At 49.8% G+C, this 17,797-nt stretch carries 13 protein-coding genes, 1 tRNA gene and 1 pseudogene; 11 read left to right on the forward strand and 4 right to left on the reverse strand.

Annotated elements, in window-relative coordinates:
- Positions 1–30 precede the first annotated feature (30 nt).
- The 7 genes and pseudogenes from hutH to selB form a co-directional block, all read left to right on the forward strand.
- Positions 31–1,572: a histidine ammonia-lyase gene (gene hutH / locus L976_RS10105; RefSeq protein ID WP_047536462.1), complete on the forward strand. Its 1,542-nt coding sequence runs from the start codon at positions 31–33 to the stop codon at positions 1,570–1,572.
- Positions 1,573–2,180: 608 nt separating this feature from the next.
- Positions 2,181–5,195 (forward strand): formate dehydrogenase-N subunit alpha, encoded by a 3,015-nt coding sequence (fdnG, locus tag L976_RS10115; RefSeq protein WP_156143181.1) that lies wholly within the window; start codon positions 2,181–2,183, stop codon positions 5,193–5,195.
- Between the two features lie 2 nt (positions 5,196–5,197).
- A complete protein-coding gene (gene fdxH, locus L976_RS10120; RefSeq protein WP_047536467.1) occupies positions 5,198–6,112 on the forward strand; it encodes a formate dehydrogenase subunit beta in 915 nt (304 codons plus the stop codon).
- Positions 6,109–6,750 (forward strand): formate dehydrogenase subunit gamma, encoded by a 642-nt coding sequence (locus L976_RS10125; RefSeq protein ID WP_037416279.1) that lies wholly within the window; start codon positions 6,109–6,111, stop codon positions 6,748–6,750. The genes fdxH and L976_RS10125 overlap by 4 nt, the downstream gene beginning before the upstream one ends.
- On the forward strand, positions 6,750–7,658 hold the full coding sequence (fdhE, locus tag L976_RS10130) for a formate dehydrogenase accessory protein FdhE (protein WP_023265884.1): 909 nt from the start codon (positions 6,750–6,752) through the stop codon (positions 7,656–7,658). Before L976_RS10125 ends, fdhE begins: the two co-directional genes overlap by 1 nt.
- A 57-nt stretch (positions 7,659–7,715) precedes the next feature.
- Positions 7,716–9,137, forward strand: a complete 1,422-nt coding sequence (gene selA / locus L976_RS10135) for an L-seryl-tRNA(Sec) selenium transferase (RefSeq protein ID WP_047536469.1) — start codon at positions 7,716–7,718, stop codon at positions 9,135–9,137.
- Positions 9,138–9,139: 2 nt separating this feature from the next.
- A pseudogene (selB, locus tag L976_RS23870) lies at positions 9,140–10,933 on the forward strand (selenocysteine-specific translation elongation factor); the annotation flags it as partial.
- A gap of 93 nt (positions 10,934–11,026) precedes the next feature.
- Here selB and L976_RS23260 read toward each other — a convergent pair.
- Positions 11,027–11,121: transfer RNA gene (locus tag L976_RS23260), tRNA-Sec, on the reverse strand.
- Between the two features lie 141 nt (positions 11,122–11,262).
- On the opposite strand from L976_RS23260, the gene fdhD reads away from it, so the two are divergent.
- From fdhD to yedF, 3 genes are all read left to right on the forward strand, one after another.
- Positions 11,263–12,099: a formate dehydrogenase accessory sulfurtransferase FdhD gene (gene fdhD, locus L976_RS10145; protein WP_047536472.1), complete on the forward strand. Its 837-nt coding sequence runs from the start codon at positions 11,263–11,265 to the stop codon at positions 12,097–12,099.
- A 110-nt stretch (positions 12,100–12,209) separates the two neighbouring features.
- Positions 12,210–13,424, forward strand: coding sequence for a selenium metabolism membrane protein YedE/FdhT (yedE, locus tag L976_RS10150; protein WP_047536473.1), 1,215 nt, complete (start codon positions 12,210–12,212; stop codon positions 13,422–13,424).
- Positions 13,424–13,657: a sulfurtransferase-like selenium metabolism protein YedF gene (gene yedF, locus L976_RS10155; RefSeq protein WP_011070517.1), complete on the forward strand. Its 234-nt coding sequence runs from the start codon at positions 13,424–13,426 to the stop codon at positions 13,655–13,657. The genes yedE and yedF overlap by 1 nt, the downstream gene beginning before the upstream one ends.
- A gap of 89 nt (positions 13,658–13,746) precedes the next feature.
- Here the strand turns inward: yedF and L976_RS10160 are convergent, their stop codons facing one another.
- Together L976_RS10160 and L976_RS10165 are read right to left on the reverse strand one after the other, a co-directional pair.
- Positions 13,747–15,072: a M48 family metallopeptidase gene (locus L976_RS10160; RefSeq protein ID WP_047536475.1), complete on the reverse strand. Its 1,326-nt coding sequence runs from the start codon at positions 15,070–15,072 to the stop codon at positions 13,747–13,749.
- Between the two features lie 116 nt (positions 15,073–15,188).
- Positions 15,189–15,803 (reverse strand): hypothetical protein, encoded by a 615-nt coding sequence (locus L976_RS10165; protein ID WP_047536477.1) that lies wholly within the window; start codon positions 15,801–15,803, stop codon positions 15,189–15,191.
- A gap of 401 nt (positions 15,804–16,204) precedes the next feature.
- On the opposite strand from L976_RS10165, the gene L976_RS10170 reads away from it, so the two are divergent.
- Positions 16,205–16,804: an MliC family protein gene (locus L976_RS10170; RefSeq protein WP_373867193.1), complete on the forward strand. Its 600-nt coding sequence runs from the start codon at positions 16,205–16,207 to the stop codon at positions 16,802–16,804.
- Here L976_RS10170 and L976_RS10175 read toward each other — a convergent pair whose 3' ends face one another.
- On the reverse strand, positions 16,805–17,794 hold the full coding sequence (locus tag L976_RS10175) for a DUF481 domain-containing protein (protein WP_047536481.1): 990 nt from the start codon (positions 17,792–17,794) through the stop codon (positions 16,805–16,807).
- Positions 17,795–17,797: the final 3 nt, after the last annotated feature.

The raw sequence follows: 17,797 nt of genomic DNA on the forward strand, positions 1-17,797 counted from the left end.
AAAAACAACGACAAGAATACGGATATAAAAATGAAATCAGTCAACCATTTAGTATTAACGCCCGGCAGCTTAAGTCTGGCGCAACTGCGTGAAATCAGCCGCCATAAACTGACACTCGAACTGGCGCCAGAGGCGATAAACGACATCAACACCAGCGCGCAAATCGTGCAAAAGGTGCTGGATGAAGGTCGTACCGTTTACGGCATCAACACGGGCTTTGGTCTGCTGGCCAACACTAAGATTGCCCCGGAAGATCTGCAATTACTGCAACGCTCTATCGTGTTATCCCACGCAGCGGGCACGGGCCAATACATGCAGGACGCCACTGTGCGCCTGATGATGGTGTTAAAGATCAACTCCTTAAGCCGTGGCTTCTCGGGTATCCGTTTAGAAGTGATTAACTTCCTTATCAGCTTAGTGAATGCCGAGGTTTATCCTTGCGTGCCTGAAAAAGGTTCTGTGGGTGCCTCTGGCGACTTAGCGCCGTTAGCCCATATGTGTCTGCCGCTGTTGGGTGAAGGCGAGATGAGCTATCAAGGGCAGATTATTTCGGCCGCCGAAGGCTTAGAAATCGCTGGCCTTAAGCCAATCGATTTAGCCGCGAAGGAAGGCTTAGCGCTGCTCAACGGTACTCAGGCTTCTACCGCGCTGGCGCTGGAAGGCTTGTTCCACGCTGAAGACTTGTTTGCTGCCAGCTCAGTGATTGGCGCGATGAGCGTTGAGGCGGCCATGGGGAGCCGCAGCCCGTTTGACCCACGTATCCATGCGGCCCGTGGTCAAAAAGGTCAAATCGATTCGGCGATGGTGTTCCGTCATCTGTTGGGTGAAGAGTCTGAAATCAGCTTAAGCCATGCAAACTGTGAAAAGGTACAAGATCCTTACTCACTGCGCTGCCAACCACAGGTGCTAGGCGCTTGCTTAACGCAAATTCGCCAAGCGGCGGAAGTGTTAGGCACTGAGGCCAATGGCGTGACCGATAACCCGCTGGTATTCCAAGATACTGGCGATATTATCTCTGGCGGTAACTTCCACGCCGAACCAGTCGCTATGGCTGCGGATAATTTGGCGATTGCGATTGCCGAATTAGGCGCCATTGCAGAGCGTCGTATTGCGCTGCTCATCGACTCTAGCCTGTCTAAATTGCCACCTTTCCTAGTGAAAAACGGCGGGGTGAACTCGGGCTTTATGATCGCCCAAGTAACCGCGGCGGCATTAGCCTCTGAAAACAAAACCTACGCCCATCCAGCCTCGGTAGACAGTTTACCAACCTCGGCCAACCAAGAAGACCATGTGTCTATGGCGACCTTTGCGGCGCGCCGTTTGCGGGATATGAGCGAAAACACCCGTGGTGTGTTAGCGGTTGAGTTATTGGCTGCTGCTCAAGGGTTGGACTTCCGCGCACCATTAATGCCAAGCAAAGCTGTGGCACAGGCGAAGGCCGAGCTGCGCGAAGTGGTTGCCTACTATGATAAAGACAGATACTTTGCGCCGGATATCGAAGCGGCAACGGATCTGTTGTACACCGCCAGCTTTAATGCTTACTTGCCCCAAGGCGTATTGCCGAGTCTGTAATGCACAGTTTTTGGCGCCGATAACCACTCTGCGGGTGAAAAGTGCTGAAGCAAGCGACCAATAAAGTGAAAGGCATAGCGATTTGCTATGCCTTTTGTCTATCTTATGCGGCGATTTCGCTGTTTTTACACTTTGTACTTTAGGTGTGTTTAACACCGCAGGATGAATGCTTTTTTATTCAATCTTTACATTGTCAGCTTTGAGAGCTGTCTATCCATCCCAAACTGGTAAATATGAGGTGTTTTTAACCATCTCTTATTTCGTTTCGGCTTTAAATCTACACCTTATATAACCTTAATATGCCATTGTGAGACAAAATGGGTCTTGATATGTGGACAAAATGTCTTTTGGTGGTTTTTGGGTTTATATCTTAATTTGTTTCGCCATTATGGAATTAAGCTCTAAAAAATAATATTTAAAATCTATTTAATGGTTGTTTGCTCTGTAGCTGGCAAATTGAGATCTTGATCTCATGTCATTATTTGTTATCTATTTTCACTTTAAGGATAATCTTAAATTAAGTGAGGTCTTTATTGACTCACTCAAACGATTGCAGCGTTACCACTGCAATTACCAAACTCATAACGACAAAAGTGTGAGATAACGCTATGAACAGACGCCAGTTTTTTAAACTGTGTGCGGCCGGAGCGGCAACCTCAGCGATTTCAGCGCTGGGATTGATGTCCGAAAAGGCCTATGCAGCAGTGCGAGAGTTTAAGCTGATCGGAGCCAAAGAAACCCGTAACAACTGTCCGTATTGCTCGGTAGGTTGTGGCCTGCTGATGTACAGCCAAGGCAGCGGGGGTAAAAACTCTGAACATGCTATTTTCCATATCGAGGGTGATGCCGATCATCCAGTAAACCGAGGTGCATTGTGCTCTAAGGGTGCTGGCCTTGTGGATTATGTTAACAGTCCACACCGTTTACAGTACCCAGAATATCGCGCCCCCGGCAGCAACAAGTGGGAACGGATCAGCTGGCATGATGCCTTTAAACGTATTGCTCGTTTAATGAAAGATGACCGTGATGCGAACCTAATTGAGAAAAACGCCGATGGCGTAACGGTTAACCGTTGGTTAACTACAGGGATGATGACCTCATCCGGTATGGCCAATGAAAGTGGCTTAGCGACACAAAAGTTTGCTCGCGCTTTAGGCCTTGTAGCTATCGATACTATTGCACGTAACTGACACTCCCCAACGGTAGCAAGTCTTGCTCCAACATTTGGGCGTGGTGCCATGACCAACCACTGGATCGATATTAAAAATTCTAACGTAGTGATTATTATGGGCGGTAATGCCGCAGAAGCTCACCCTGTCGGATTCGGCTGGGTTACAGAAGCTATGCAGCATAACAATGCTAAGTTGATTGTGGTTGACCCACGTTTCAACCGCAGTGCGTCATTGGCAGATCACTATGCCCCAATCCGCTCAGGAACTGACATAGCATTCCTTCTGGGTGTGATTCGCTATTTGATTTCGACCAATCAAGTTAACTTCGATTATGTGAAAGCCTATACCAACGCCAGTTATCTGGTGCGGGATGATTTTGACTTCCATGACGGCCTATTCTCAGGCTTTGATGAAGCAAAAGGCGAGTACAACAAAGAATCCTGGTTCTACCAACTCGACGAAGACGGCTATGCCAAAGTGGATGAAACACTTGAGCACCCGCGTTGTGTGTGGAACTTACTCAAACAACACGTAGAACGTTATGATTTTGCAACGGTAACTAATATCACTGGTACGCCAATCGCTGATTACCAAGTGGTATGTGATGCTATTGCGAGCACTCATACTAAAGATCGTGTGGCAACCTTTATGTATGCGCTGGGCTGGACCCACCATAGTAAAGGTGCGCAGAACATCCGTTCTATGGCGATGATCCAGTTATTACTGGGCAACATTGGTCAGTTAGGCGGTGGTGTTAACGCATTGCGCGGTCACGCCAACGTTCAAGGTTCAACCGACATGGGGCTACTGGCCCAAAGTTTACCCGGTTACCTTAAACTGCCAAACGATAAAGAACCTACCTTAGCTGCTCACTTGGCGGCGAACACACCTAAGCCATTGCGCCCAGGTCAAACCAACTACTGGCAAAACTATCCGAAGTTTTATGTGTCCTTGCTCAAAGCCTTCTGGGGCGAGAATGCGACGCCTGAAAACGAGTTCGGTTATCAGTGGTTGCCGAAGTGGGATCAGATGTATGACTTCGGTAAGCATCTGGACATGATGTACCGTGGCAAAGTGAACGGTTGTATTGTGCAAGGGGTTAACGCCATTAACTCCATGCCTAACCGTAACAAGAATATCAAGGCGCTGAGTAACCTTAAGTACTTAGTGGTGCTTGATAACTTGTCATCGGAAACCGCCACCTTCTGGCAAAACGAACCCGGCTATAACGATGTCGATACCGCCAGTATTCAAACCGAGGTATTCCGCCTACCTGCGACAGTGTTTGCGGAGGAAGAAGGTTCGATCGTTAACTCTGGTCGTTGGATGCAATGGCACTATAAAGGCGCTAATCCTCCAGGCGAAGCGATGTCGGACTCAGAGATTGTGTCTGGTCTGCTGCTGGAGCTGAGAAAGTTATATCGCGAAGAGGGCGGCAAACTGCCTGAGCCGATTCAAGCGATTAACTGGAACTATACCGATCCGCACAACCCTAGCGCTATCGAGCTGACGAAAGAGTTGAATGGTTACGACGTCGCGACCAAGCGTCAGATCAGCAGCTTTGCTGAATTGAAGGCCGATGGTAGTACTGCGAGTGCCTGTTGGATTTACGCGGGTTCTTGGACCGAAGCCGGTAACCAAATGGCTCGCCGCGATAACCATGATCCATCGGGTAAAGGTATTACGCCGGGCTGGGCTTTCGCATGGCCGCTTAACCGCCGCGTCCTCTACAACCGTGCATCCTGTGATGTGAACGGTAAACCTTGGGATGAGCACCGTAAGATTGTCGAGTGGAAAGACGGCAAGTGGGAAGGGATAGACGTGCCCGACTTCAATGCCAAGTTGAATCCACAGGAAAGTGCGCATCCTTTCATTATGCAGGCTGACGGCGTGGGTCGTTTCTTCGCGCTCAAACTGCTTAAAGAAGGACCGTTCCCTGAGCATTACGAGCCAGTCGAATCGCCTATCGGCACCAACCCACTGCATCCTAATGTGGTGCACAGCCCTGTGCTGCGTTGGTTCGAAGGGGTGAAAGAGACCATAGGTACTAAAGAGGAATATCCCTACGCCTGTACCACTTACTCACTCACAGAACACTTTAACTTCTGGACGACACACTGCCGTTTAGCGGCGATTGCCATGCCAGAGACCTTTGTGGAAATGAATGAGCAATTGGCGGCAGAAAAAGGCATCAAGAATGGCGATTGGGTGAAAGTGAGCTCGAAACGTGGCCACATTCTCACCAAAGCCTTAGTGACTAAGCGTATGCGCCCATTGCAGGTTAATGGTCAAACGGTACACACGCTAGGTATTCCACGTCACGGCAGCCATAACGCGCTTACACGTAAGGCCTATAGCTGTAACGTCCTTACCACTGAGATGGGTGATGCCAACACGGGTGTGCCTGAGTACAAAGCGTTCCTCGTGAATGTTGAAAAGGCGGAGGTCTGATAATGGCGACTCAAGATATCATTCAACGTTCCGGCACTTCGCAAGCGACTCCACCTGCACAGGCGAGAGTCGGTGGCGTGAAGCAAATTGCGAAGCTGTTTGACGCGACTAAGTGTAATGGTTGTAAAGCCTGTCAGGTCGCTTGCTCAGAATGGAATGACCTGCGTGAAGAGGTGGGTTCGTTCCAAGGGACTTATCAAAACCCAGCATCTCTGTCGCCAGAGTGCTGGACCTTGATGAAGTTCAACGAGATCGAAGACCAAGGCAAATTACGTTGGCAGTTTACCCACAGTGCCTGTATGCACTGTGCGGATCCCGCCTGCTTGAAGGCCTGTTCTACCTCCGGCGCGATTGTTCAGCATGCCAACGGTACTGTGGATTTCGATTCGGACAAATGTATTGGCTGTGGCTATTGTGCCAGTGCCTGTCCATTCGATATCCCGAAAATCAGCGCCGTCGACAACAAGGCCTACAAGTGCACTATGTGCTCTGACCGCTTGGCTGTTGGGCTGGAGCCTTCATGTGTTAAGTCCTGTACCACGGGTGCGCTGCGTTTTGGTACGCGCGAAGACATGCTGTTCTACTCAGAAAAGCGTGTTAACGAGCTAAAAGAACGCGGTTTTGTCAAGGCTGGACTCTACAACCCTGAGGGCGTGGGTGGCACAGGCATGCTGATGATATTGCACGATGTCACTCAGCCTGAAACCTACGAAATGCCAAAGGATCCGCAAATCCCATTGTCTGTCACCCTGTGGCAGGACTGGGTGAAACCACTAGGTACTGTCGGACTTCTTGCAACGGCGGCTGTGGCCTGCCTGCATAAGATAACCGTCGGTCGCAACATTGTGGAAGAGGACCAACCCGGCTATCAACCGCCAGAGGAAGAGGTTAAGCAGGAAGAGGAGGCCAAGAAATGAGCAAGCATAATAAGCAAGAAATGATAGTGCGTCACAAGCTGTTCGACCGCATCTGTCATTGGTTCATTGTGGCCGTGGGGCTAGTCACGTTTCTGACGGGCTTTTCCTTCTTCTATCCCTCCTTCCAATGGTTGGGCGCGATAGCGGGCACGCCGCAATTGGCGAAGTTTATTCACCCAATTGCCGGCCTGATGATGTGTTTACCGCTGATGTTGATGTTGGTGCGTTATTACCACCACAACAAATGGGAAAAACACGATCTGGCTTGGATGCTCGCCATCAAGGACGTGATGTTCGAGAACGAGGAAAAAATCCCGCCTATCGGCCATTACAACCCTGGCCAAAAAGTGCTGTTCCGTGCCTTTGTGCTGACTTCCATCACCTTAACCGTGACGGGATTCATCATGTGGCAACCCTACTTTGCACCTTACTTCTCGGCCACTGTGGTGGGCTGGGCAATCGTGCTGCACGCCATTTGTGCCTTGATCATGCTGATGTTTGTGATGGTGCACTTTTGGATGGCGACCTGGGTGGAAGGTTCTATCACAGGCATGCTTTATGGCAAGGTCTCTAAGGCTTGGTGCCGTAAACATCATCCACTGATGTTGGATGAACATTCGGACGTGGAGAAACATTAATGAGTCATACAGCCGAGATACCTATGGTCCCCGGCAGCGAATCGCCGCTGGAGCTTAAACCCATAAAGGCGGTGGACCCTAAAGCTGTTTATCACAGACGGGCGCAGCGTTTGCTGTCGTTGGCCAAGGACTCGCCGCTGGCCGACTACTTTGAGCTATGCCGCCGTGTGGTTGCGATTCAGGCCAGATTGGCGGCGGAGGCTGACTTCGGTCAGCTTCTCGCTTGGGGGAAAGATGAAGCGATTCCGCTTTCCCACTTGGGTTCAGAGGCAGATAGCTACTGGCAAGGACTGCTACAACAACTGTTAAGCGATCTGCTGCCGCAGGTGGATGAGGATATGGCGCGAGTGCTGCGTTTGTTGATGCAGCAATCTCCAGAGCAACTCACCTCATGGGGCAGTGCACTGCGTCAGGGACATATGAGCGAAGTCCCCGCACGCTTCAGTTTGTTTATCTGGGCGGCGATGGGGGTCTACTGGTCCCATTGGGCACCTATGGTGATTAAACGGATCGATCAACGCAAAGTCGTGCAGCAGAACCTATGCCCGATTTGCGGCTGTCATCCTGTGGCGAGCGTAATCGTCGACCAGCCGAGAGCGGGTTTGCGTTATCTGCATTGCAGTTTGTGCGAGAGCGAATGGCATTACATTCGCGCCCACTGCACTAGCTGTGGTCAGGATAAAGGGACGACGCTCTGGTCATTCGATGATGCTAAGGCGCAGGTGCGCATCGAGAGCTGCGACGAATGCCATGGTTACACCAAGATGCTGTTCGTTGAAAAGTCACCGCTGATGGATGTGGCGGCCGACGACTTAGCGACCTTGATGCTCGATAGTGAGCTAAATGCCAAGGGCTTTGGAGCGACCACGGTCAATCCATTGCTGCTGGCCCATGAAACTGAGCAATAACCAAAGTTGGGAAGGGCTCATCGAGTCCTTCCCCTTATATTTATCAAGATGATACAAATGATGACCCAAGTACCCGATACACCCCAAGCCCTGTACCGTGCGCTGCCGTCGATGGACAGTCTGCTCGCCGATGCGATATTGGCGCCTCTGCTGCAACGCTATGGTAAAGCGGCGGTAAAGGCGGCGCTGGATAGCCAGTTACGCACGGCGCGTGAGCTGATTGCCCAGGAGCGACGTTTACCCGCTTGGTGTGCTACCCCGGCGTTATTGAGCGGATATTTGGTTGATCAATTGTCTAAGGACTATAGCCATAGTCTAAAACCCGTGTGGAATCTCACGGGAACCATCCTGCATACCAATCTTGGTCGCGCCCAGCAGTCTGAGGCGGCCATTCGGGCAGTCACCTCTGTGATGCGTTATCCCACGCCGCTGGAATTTGAATTAGCCGCCGGTGAGCGCGGCCATCGAGATAATGCCATTAGTGGGTTAATCCAGCGCCTAACAGGAGCTGAAGCCTGCTGCGTAGTGAATAATAACGCCGCCGCGGTGTTGCTGATGTTGTCGGCGGTCGCGGCGGGCAAAGAAGTGATTGTCTCCCGCGGCGAGCTGGTGGAAATTGGCGGCGCCTTTCGCATTCCAGACATTATGCGCCAAGCGGGCTGCACCTTAGTCGAAGTCGGCAGCACTAATCGTACTCACCTTAAGGACTATGAGCAGGCGATAACCGAAAATACCGCCGCCATCATGAAGGTGCACACCAGCAATTACCATATCAGTGGCTTTACCGCCTCGGTGGATGAGGCCAGATTAGGCCAACTCTGCCGCGAGCGCGGTGTTGCATTGATCTCGGATCTTGGCAGTGGTTCACTCACCGACTTACGCCGTTTTGGCTTAAAACAAGAGCCGACTCCCCAAGCTATGTTGGCGGATGGGGTCGATCTGGTTAGCTTCTCCGGCGATAAACTCCTCGGCGGCCCGCAATCGGGTTTGATTGTCGGTAAGCAGGCGCTGATTAATAAGCTTCAAAGCCATCCGCTAAAGCGTGCATTGCGCTGCGACAAGCTGATTCTAGCGGCGCTCGAGGCAACGCTGATCCACTATCTCAACCCCGAAACCTTAGACAAAGAACTGCCGATTATGGCTAAGTTTGCCCGCAGCCAAGCTGAGTTGCGCCAAATCGGTGAGCGCCTGCAACGTGCCTTAGCGCCACTGTTTGCCCCGAGCTATGGCATCGAATCAGTGGAGTGCCAAACTCAAGTCGGTAGCGGCTCGCAGCCCGATACCTTTTTACCCTCAATCGCCCTGTGCTTTAACGCACAAGAGGGCGGCAGTTTAACGTTGCTCGAGCAGCATTTTAAGCAGGCGCAGCGCCCTGTGATTGGTCGAATGACCCAAGATCAACTTCGCCTCGACCTGCGCGGTATCGATGATGAGGCCGAATTATTGGCCGAACTCAGCACCTTAGGTGTGCAGCTATGATTATGGTCACCGCGGGCCATGTCGACCACGGCAAGAGCACGCTGATCCGTGCCTTGACTGGCATGAGCACCGACAGGCTCCCCGAAGAAAAACGCCGTGGCATGACGATAGATCTCGGCTACGCCTTTATGCCACTGCGAGATGGTACTCGTTTAGCCTTTATCGATGTGCCCGGCCATGAAAAATTCATCAATAACATGCTGGTGGGCGTGAGCCATGTGCGCCACGCGCTGCTGGTGTTGGCCTGTGACGACGGCGTGATGCCGCAAACCCGCGAGCATCTGCAAATCCTCGCGCTTTTACCGCTAAATAGTTTGACCTTAGTGCTGACCAAGCGGGATTTGGTCGATGACCAAACCGCCGCCAAGTTGACCCTAGAGGGGATGGCGCTGCTTGCCGAATACGGTATCGAGGCCAGTGGTGTGTTTGAGGTTTGCGCTAATGATGCAGGCGATGCGGGGGTAGACACTCTTAAGCAACATATTTTAGAGATTGCCGAGCAGCAATCGACCCAAGCGGAAGATGCCAGCAGCTTTAGGATGACGCTCGATCGCGCCTTTAGCGTTAAAGGTGCGGGCTGTGTGGTCACTGGCACTGTGATTAGCGGCAGTGTGTGTATCGGCGATAGCCTCTACAGCTCTGGGCAAAAAGCAAAATTACGGGTGCGCGGCATTCACTGCCAAGGGATGGAAGTTCATAGAGCCTTGAGTGGCACTCGTGTCGCGTTGAATCTTACTGGTGTTGATAACCATAGGGCGCCCGCCCGCGGTGACTGGTTAAGCAGTTTGCCTCAGGCGGAACTGTGCGCCAGACCTGTAGTGCAGATCCGCAGTTTCGAACCCTTAACCCATTGGCAAAATGTGCATTGTCACCACGGCGCCGACCATACCTTGGGGCGAGTATCGCTTCTGGATGAAGCCGATGAGCCGGGGCGTTATCTGGCCGAAATTGTGCTCGATAAACCGCTGTTGCTATGTCAGGACGACCCGATAGTGCTCAGGCATATTGGCGGTAAGCAAACGCTGGGCGCGGGGCGGGTGCTGGCATTAAAAGTCCCCAATCGTAAGAAGCGTACGCCGGAGCGTGTCAGTAAGTTGCAACAGCTGGCTCAGCTCTCCAATCCGGTGAATGTGCTAGCGCTACTCGGCCAGACTGAAGCGCTCAGTATCGATGAAATCCATTGGCGCTGGCAGCTAACCTATGAAGGGCTGGCCGCCATGTTAGCGCAGGCGGGGCTGACTCGAATTGGCGCCTACGGGCTATCGACTCAGTTACTTGAGCAAGAAAAACAGCAATTTATTGAGCTGTTACGTGAGTATCACCAACAGCACCCAGACCAATTAGGGCTGGGGCGTAATCGTCTGCAACGTATGAGCCACAGCGTATTGCCTCAGGATTTAGCCAATAAGGTGCTCGATAGCCTCTGCCAAGAGGGACAAATGGTGCTGCGCGGCGCCTTGTTACAGCTGGCGGATCACAGAATTGTTCTTGATAGTGAGGCGCAGCAGTGCTGGCAGCGCTTAGCCCCTTGGCTGGCGCAGCAAACGTCGCCTGTGTGGGTGACTGAGATGGGGGAATATCTGGAACTCGAGCCCGCCAAACTCAGATTGCTGTGTTTTCAACTGGTGCAACAGGGCTTTATTACCGCCGTAGTGAAGGACAGATATCTGCTGAGCGAGCAGTTGTGCCATTACGCCAATTTGGTGCGTGAGCATGTGGAAACCCACGGCAAGCTCGAAACCGCAGAGTTTAAGGATCTGATTGGCCTTGGCCGTAAGGTAAGCATTCAACTACTAGAGTTTTTTGACCGCAGTGGTTTTACCCGTAGGAAGTATCGCAGTAACAGTCGGGAGATCCGAGATGGGGAACTGTTTTATTCCCATGAGAATTGGCGGAAGAACATAGGAGTCGAACCTACCCAGGACTGCTGGCAGCCCTACCCGGATTTGAAATCCGGACGCCTCACCGGAGACGACGTTCTTCCAATAGAAGACCAAGCGATAGTAGAAAATGCGTAAACATGAATCAAGCGTATTTGCATTTCATTAAGTGGTTTGTGACTTAAGTCGTATTTCACAAGCAAACTAATTGTTTTTATTTGAATTTATGAGTTTAGAGGGGCGCTATGGAATATCATTCACACGCTGTGGTTACTGAAATAAAAGTGACCCTTTTAGAACAGGGACAGGCATCGGAGTTAACTGATTATGTCGCCAACGAGGTGCGTGTGGCGCTGGTCTACAACGGCATTTCCCACACTGTGATGTTAGCCAGCCCCGAAAACCTCGAAGAGTTTGCCATTGGCTTTACCTTGTCGGAGCGGATTGTTTCCCATGTGAACGAAATCAAAGGGGTGGATCTGGAATTCACTCCTGAAGGCGTGCTCATTCAGGTGGAGATCACCCAAAGATGTTTTATGGAACTCAAGCAGCAGCGGCGCAATATGGCGGGGCGTACTGGCTGTGGTCTTTGCGGTGTGGCTCAGTTAGAAGAGGCGGTAAAACCTGTTATCCGCGTCGACTCGGATGCCAGATTTGATATCGATCATCTTCAAATCGCTCTTGGGCAACTTAAGGAAAATCAGCATCACTTTAAGCTCACTGGGGCGACCCATGCTGCCATGGGCTTAGATCAAGACGGACAAATCATCGCCGCCTTTGAGGACATTGGTCGGCACATTGCACTGGATAAGTTAATCGGTGGATTTTCAATGCGTCAGGCACAGCGTCCTGTCGCCGTTTTGCTCACCAGCCGTGCCAGTTTCGAAATGGTGCAAAAGGCCGCTAGTGCCAATATCCAAATTCTGTTTGCTATGTCCGCCGTGACTTCACTGGCGTTGGAATTAGCAGAGAAAAGCAATATCACGCTTATCGGTTTTTGCCGTAATGGCAGGGCAACGCTTTACACCCACGGTTATCGCCTGTTGGGGCAGCAGTGTGTCAGCTTAGCTAAAGCCATTTAAGCGTGAGGCCACTTGAGATTGAAGTTGTCGAACGACTTCAATCACTCTGGCACACAGGTTATAAGCGTATTGCGCTTATTTTTTATAGTCTCGTTCATTAGGGTAATGACATGACATGGCAACAATTTAAACAACAGTATCTGATTCGATTTTGGGCGCCAATGCCTGCGGTAATCGCCGCCGGTATCCTTTCTACTTACTATTTTGGCTTAACTGGCACCTTCTGGGCGGTGACGGGTGAATTTACTCGCTGGGGTGGGCATTTGCTGCAATTGGTGGGTGCCAATCCTGAAACCTGGGGTTATTTCAAGGTGATAGGTTTACAGGGGTCTCCCTTAGACCGCATCGACGGCATGATGATCATCGGTATGTTTGGTGGCTGTATTGCGGCGGCACTGTGGGCCAATAACGTTAAACTGCGTATGCCACAGAGCCGTATCCGCATCGCTCAGGCATTAATTGGCGGTATTATTGCGGGCTTTGGTGCGCGCTTGGCGATGGGCTGTAACTTAGCGGCTTTCTTTACTGGTATTCCGCAGTTTTCCTTACACGCGTGGTTTTTTGCCCTCGCGACGGCGGCGGGCTCTTACTTTGGTGCGCGCTTTACGCTGCTACCCATGTTCCGTATTCCAGTGAAATTGAAGAAAGTCGATAAGGCGTCTTCGGTCAAACAGGATGAAAACCAAGCCAGACGGCGTTTTCGCATCGGTATGTTAGTGTTCGCAGCCATTATCGGCTGGGGATTATTGACTATGTTCAATGCGCCTAAGCTGGGTATCGCCATGCTCTGCGGTGTGGGTTTTGGCTTGTTGATTGAACGGGCGCAAATCTGCTTCACCTCGGCATTTCGCGATATGTGGATCACCGGACGCACCCATATGGCTAAGGCGATTATTCTCGGTATGGCGGTGAGTGCCATCGGGATTTATAGCTATGTGCAATTAGGTGTACCGCCCAAAATTATGTGGGCGGGTCCAAATGCGGTGATCGGCGGCCTGTTGTTTGGTTTTGGTATTGTGCTGGCGGGTGGTTGTGAGACGGGCTGGATGTACCGTGCCGTCGAAGGTCAAGTACATTTCTGGTGGGTAGGTTTAGGTAACGTACTTGGCTCAACATTGTTGGCCTATTACTGGGATGACTTAGCCCAGCCATTAGCGACTAATTGGGACAAGGTTAACTTGCTCACCAGCTTTGGCGATAAAGGGGGCTTATTAGTGACCTATCTGCTGCTGGCATTGTCGTTTGCGGCCATGTTGCTGTGGGAAAAACGTTTCTTTGCCCGCAAAGCGAAGCGGGATGAACAATTGATCGCGGAGGCGGCGTAATGAGTCAATATATTCCAGATTATCAACTCGATATGGTGGGCGAGCCTTGCCCTTATCCTGCTGTGGCCACCCTTGAGGCCATGCCGACACTGAAACCGGGGGAGATATTAGAAGTGATTAGTGACTGCCCGCAGTCAATCAATAATATTCCACTCGATGCCAAGAATCATGGCTATAAAGTGCTAGAAATTGAGCAAAATGGACCAACGATTCGTTATCTGATCCAGCGCTAGTCTTACTGCATTCAGTGTGGCTTGATTTTTTTTTAAATAAAATAATCACAACACAGTAAAAAGCGCTGCATTAGCAGCGCTTTTGGTTTTTAGCCTTGGCAATCGGCAGGCAGATATTCGTCGGGAATACCATTACTGCTACATACCCAAGTCACATTATCCTGCTCGTCGACTTGTGGCGATAGGTACACCTCATAGTCTTGATAATCCCCTAGGGTTTCACCGCCAACAAACCCGACTATGCCATCGGTGTAGAGATTAAAGGTGGCCAGTTGTGCATCCGTGAGCCCAAGGACTTCCAATTCTGTCGGCCAAGCTTTGTGGGCTTGGTAGTAGGCCGTTAAAGTATCTGTAATGGGCGTTAATGACTGATGTAATTGATCTATATGTTTAACCGCAGCATCAGTATCGGGAACGGTCAAAGTTAAAGCCGGAGTTTGATCAGTTGGCGCCTCATAACTTATCTCTGCGCCCATTTTTTCTTGGTATTCCTTATAGGCGGGAATCGCGACCGCTGCTGCCACACCGATAATCGCCGCAAGGATGATAATCCCGCCGCCTGCTGTGCCCATACGTGGCATAAACAAACTAAAGAGATAGGCAAATACACTGCGAGAAGGCGCCGTATACACTTTGCCTTGTGCGGTTGCTTGTACTCTTGCCATGCGTTTAGTCAGCCATGGATAGCTGCTATTGATCTCATGGAAAGACATCCAAAAGCCGCTCGACTCTTGGGTTTGGCGAATATATTGATCGACATTCATCCGTTTCCACTGCTCAACCCCGGCGGCAAGTACGGCGACCGCATTGGTGGCTGAACGTAAGCTATTGCAGCAGCGCAAGCCGTGTAAATCACAGGTATATTCACATGCGCGAGCATAGGCGGCGCCGATCAATGGCAGCCAAGTGGCAAACACTAACAGCGGTTCTTTGCCAATATGGTTACGGCGAATATGGCCAAGCTCATGACCGATATAAAAGTTAATTGCGTCTTTATCCGACTCAAGTGCATCCACTATTGATGAGAACAGCACTATGTAGTTGCGGCGCAAAAAGCGGGTTGCGAGGGCGTTTAACATACCATCGGCGGCTAACAGATAGGCGCGCGGTGGTTCTTTAATCTCTAAACGCTCACAGCAGGCGAGGTATTGCTTGTGTAAATCGGGGAACTGCTCAGGGCTAATCTCAACCGCCGTTCCCTTTAAGTAGCTGATAAACGCCGAGTGGGTGAAGAGGTAGATAATAAAAAACATTAGCACATAAATCAGGGCGAGACCTTTGGTGGCTAAAATAAGTACAAGCCAAATAAGTCCTGAAATAATCGCTAAAATTGTAAAGAGTGACTTTTCCTTCGAATAGACGGTATCGGTCATTTGAATAGGGTTGTCGTTCCCTGCACTAACCACTTGTTCCATGTTGATCCTTTTCCTAGTGAAATAACAAAGCGGCGTGAAAATAGTCAATTTCACTAGGAAATTCAATCTCTATAACTGGAATAACCGATAATTTACCTTTTCGTGCTAAAAATGGCTTAAGGTGCCAATACGGCGGTGCCATTTTTAATCGCGTTTTGCGCCAGTTCGTAAACCTGCTTTTCGGCTATATTAACTAGCTTTTGGTGTTCATCGCCGAGTTGCTCCATCTCTTTGCCCATCACTTCCATCGATGCGCCTAGGCTTTCAATTTGCGCGTTACTCTCAGCATCTTTTTCACCTGAGGCGAGATTGACTAAGAGGTTGTTGGTTTCGGCACTGATAGCATCACCCTTTACTTGCATTTGCTCGCCTAGACGCTGCATTTTTTCGCCTTGGATCTGCATTGGGCGCACGGCCTCTTTCACTTGATTTACAAGGGCTGGATCGGTAATCACATAGCGGTTTCCGCCAGTCTTAACCCACAGGTAATCCGATTGGTAAGCATTGCCTTGTTGTTTGAGTGTGTTCCAATCTTGGCTTTCACCCGCGCCTATCGTGAGCTCACCATCTTGGCGTACATAAATCCACGAAAAGTCAGGATAATTACTGCTATTGATTGAAATATTGGTTTCGGTCGATGACTGAGTGCTTGTCTGCTGTGTAGCCCAAATTCCACAGGGGATAAGTGCGAGGATCAATAAGCCGCCGAATACTTTAGTGCGTGTGTTCATAATGCTTCCTTGTATGAATAAGTGTTTGTGATTAACTCACCTGTATAAGCAGAGTCCATGCCAATAAAATATCCCTTATTTATCATTGATATGTATAAGATGTCCGCCTGGCGATCCTAAATGTGTCCGCGCGTTCAGTCTCAATGTGTCCGTTCAGTGGACACTTTTGGGATAACCCATCAGGCTGCACTACACTTAGCCGAGTTTGTTAAACACCGCTTGATTGCGGAACTGGCATTGAGTGGTATTTGTGGAGTAGTGCTGATTTTTGCCAGTTTGATAAGCGTATTTTGCTTAAGTCAGCTTAGGTTAAGCTGAGATGGCGTTAGCTATGGCAATGAATAGTGGTTGGTCGTTTATGTGAGGGACTCAAGAGTATGAAGTTAACTAAGATAATCAATATGCAAATCGCAGGAATAGCGGGGTTTTTAGCCATCGCCTTGAGTATGCCTGCTATTGCGGCTGAAAAGCCTTCTTTTGACTGTAGTAAAGTACAGCCGGACAGTATCGAAGATATGGTGTGTAAGGATGCAGGCTTAACTAAGTTAGATAAACAATTGGCCGAGGTCTATGCTAAGGCCACCGCAAAAGCTAAAAATGAACAGCCTCCAACGTTAAAAGCGCTGCAACGGGGTTGGGTAAAAGGTCGCAACGAATGTTGGAAAAGCGATGATAAACATGCGTGTATTGAATCGAGTTACCAAACACGGATTGCAGAGTTACAGGCGCAATATCGCCTCGTTGAGATGACTGGCCCAGTATTTTATGCCTGCGATGGCAACCCTGCCAATGAAGTCGTGGTCAGTTACTTTAATACTGAACCCGCCACCTTAATTGCAGAGTATGGCGATCAAACTTCCTTGATGTTTATTCAGCCTAGTGGCAGCGGCGCTAAGTATCAGGGGAGAAACGAGAGTTTGTGGGAACACCATGGCGAAGCCAAAATTGTCTGGGGATATGAAGCGCCAGAAATGACCTGTACGGTCAAAACAGCTAAATGATTAAAAATTAACACCAAGCCCTAGGTTATAACTGACATCCCGAACATGGCGTATCGAGGTTTTAGTCTCATTGATATCATATTTGAATGAGAGGTAAATTTGCTGAGTCAGTAGATACTTAAGCCCAAATGTTGAGTCCGAAATATAATCAATGGTTGGTGTGTCAGGAAAGGCGATTTGGAGATCGGCATAGGTCTCCAATACGCCATCAAACCAATATTGTTTATAGTTGAGCGTGGATGCCCAAGCGTTGAGTTGATAGGTAAATATTTGGGTATCCAACCAAAAATGGTTGTATGTAACAACAAAGTCCAGTTTATCTCGTCCTATTCCCCAAAACCGATAACCCGGACCAATCGCGGCGTAATAGTTGCTAATTGGGAAGTCGAGTCTATCTTCTTGAAAATAATCTTCTTGCCGCAATAACCAATGTTCACTGATGAGGTAGTCAAGGCTGTAATGGCCTTCAATCGTATTACGTTTGGTGGCGTTCCCTTCGGTTTCATAGCGCACTTCACTTTTCAGGTTATGGCGCCATTGCAAGGTTTCGGCTGTGATATCACTTTTTGCATGGAGTTTTTGGGTATTTTTGCTGTGGCTGGTGACATCGAGTGCGGCCTCAACACTGCCACTATAGCGCCACTCTGAGTCACTTTTTCGGTCTGAATACACCAGCTCACTAATGGGAATTTGTTTATTGTTAACCTGAACAAACCCATCGAGTTCGGAGGATTTTATGCTCACATCTTGTAGCGTACGGTTGATGCTCCAATGCTGATTTTGGGTGGTTTCAAAGCTTTTAATCGCGCTACGCTCTATGGATATTTTGGAGGTATAACTGGGTTTGATAACTAAGTGGGCTTCGTCAAAGCTTTTAATTTCGCCAGTGATTTTATCGCCATTTCTCAGTAACACAGTATCTGCCAGACTTTGCCCACTTAAGCCTGCCAGTAATATGGCTACAGATAACCTAGAAAAGTGATTTGGCATTAG

It is taken from the genome of Shewanella sp. ZOR0012, assembly GCF_000798835.1.
Taxonomy (GTDB): Bacteria; Pseudomonadota; Gammaproteobacteria; order Enterobacterales; family Shewanellaceae; genus Shewanella; species Shewanella xiamenensis.

Bases quoted from the DNA above. Each gene is read 5' to 3' on its own strand.
- hutH (WP_047536462.1), top strand. From the start codon at position 31: ATGAAATCAGTCAACCATTTAGTATTAACGCCCGGCAGCTTAAGTCTG.
- fdxH (WP_047536467.1), top strand. From the start codon at position 5,198: ATGGCGACTCAAGATATCATTCAACGTTCCGGCACTTCGCAAGCGACT.
- L976_RS10125 (WP_037416279.1), top strand. From the start codon at position 6,109: ATGAGCAAGCATAATAAGCAAGAAATGATAGTGCGTCACAAGCTGTTC.
- fdhE (WP_023265884.1), top strand. From the start codon at position 6,750: ATGAGTCATACAGCCGAGATACCTATGGTCCCCGGCAGCGAATCGCCG.
- selA (WP_047536469.1), top strand. From the start codon at position 7,716: ATGATGACCCAAGTACCCGATACACCCCAAGCCCTGTACCGTGCGCTG.
- fdhD (WP_047536472.1), top strand. From the start codon at position 11,263: ATGGAATATCATTCACACGCTGTGGTTACTGAAATAAAAGTGACCCTT.
- yedE (WP_047536473.1), top strand. From the start codon at position 12,210: ATGACATGGCAACAATTTAAACAACAGTATCTGATTCGATTTTGGGCG.
- yedF (WP_011070517.1), top strand. From the start codon at position 13,424: ATGAGTCAATATATTCCAGATTATCAACTCGATATGGTGGGCGAGCCT.
- L976_RS10160 (WP_047536475.1), bottom strand. From the start codon at position 15,072: ATGGAACAAGTGGTTAGTGCAGGGAACGACAACCCTATTCAAATGACC.
- L976_RS10165 (WP_047536477.1), bottom strand. From the start codon at position 15,803: ATGAACACACGCACTAAAGTATTCGGCGGCTTATTGATCCTCGCACTT.
- L976_RS10170 (WP_373867193.1), top strand. From the start codon at position 16,205: ATGCAAATCGCAGGAATAGCGGGGTTTTTAGCCATCGCCTTGAGTATG.
- L976_RS10175 (WP_047536481.1), bottom strand. From the start codon at position 17,794: ATGCCAAATCACTTTTCTAGGTTATCTGTAGCCATATTACTGGCAGGC.